Source organism: Halovulum sp. GXIMD14793 (genome assembly GCF_054457435.1).
Genome location: NZ_JBTLNE010000108.1, coordinates 1 through 1,137 on the forward strand (window position 1 = coordinate 1; position 1,137 = coordinate 1,137).

At 61.8% G+C, this 1,137-nt stretch carries 1 protein-coding gene; it reads left to right on the forward strand.

Going from position 1 to position 1,137, the window contains the following annotated elements:
* Positions 1 to 1,137 (forward strand): hypothetical protein (locus tag ACW9UQ_RS18350; RefSeq protein WP_458932439.1); only part of this gene is annotated, 1,137 nt, incomplete at both ends.

The following is a 1,137-nucleotide window of genomic DNA, read 5'->3' on the forward strand; positions in this document are numbered from 1 at the left end:
GACCTCTGCCGAAAATCTGCATTTCTTCGATTACGCCCGCAAATCGGGCAACTTCCTGTCGAAAAAGACGATCCGCAACCAGATCCTGACCATCGACAACACCCCGACGCGCCTGTCGGCCAGTCAGATCGGCGTGGTGGCCGACGGCACCATTCTGGGCGAAGCTACGGCCTTTGACCTGCCTGCCCAAGCTGAAGGGCTGGGCGGCGATCTGGCGGTTCTGTCGGTCAATGACGGCACCGCCTTTACCCATGTCACCGACCTGCGGGCGCAGAAATACTACAAAAAACGCGCAATCCTCTTTGGCCTGATCACCAATTCCAAGGATATCCGCACGCTCTATACCTCTGCCGTTGGCTCCAAGGGAGAGATTGACGGTGATGTGCTGCTCAAATCCGGGGCCAACCTGACCCTGACAGCCGTGGATTATTCCATCGGCGGCAGCTTCCGCACCGAGGTGGCCGGCACCACATTCGTCCTGTCCGCGGTCGAGATGGCCTATCGCGCCGTCATCAGCCACAAGGACAATGGCATCATCGTCACCGACCACCGGTCCGAGACGATCACCGAAACGGCCAAGCACAACTCCATCAAGGCCGCAGGCGGGGTGCATTTTGACCCCAACTCGGCCATCGTCTTCGCCGGTGTCCGCGACCCGCGCTTTGACGGCACGCACCCGGCCTCCTGGCTGTCGGAAAATGGCGGGCGCATGGCGCTGGCCACCGCAACCCTTGGCCCGGTCACCGATGTCCCCGAAGGTCAGGAAGGCAGCAATGACCCCTCCTGGCGCGAAGACTTCGAATGGGCCTCCGAAGGCACGCTGACGCGGACGATGATGGAACTGCCCGGGGCCGAGGATGGCGCGGGCTTTGCCTATATCCCGGGCCTGCTGGCGCGCGAGAGCACAACGACCATCCCGACGGAGCTGATCTCCTACCACTTCTCCGAAACCAAACGCTCCCTCTCGCCTGCCTTCAAAATGCTGGTCTCCATCGTCGTCACCCAATGGGTCGGCGGGCTGGGGCTGTTTGACGGGCTGGGCACCTTCTGGCAGGCCGCCGCAGAAAAAGCCCTCAGCTCCGTCATCGTCGAAACCACCGCTGGCGTCGTCTCCGGTGACCTTGATATCGGAAACAT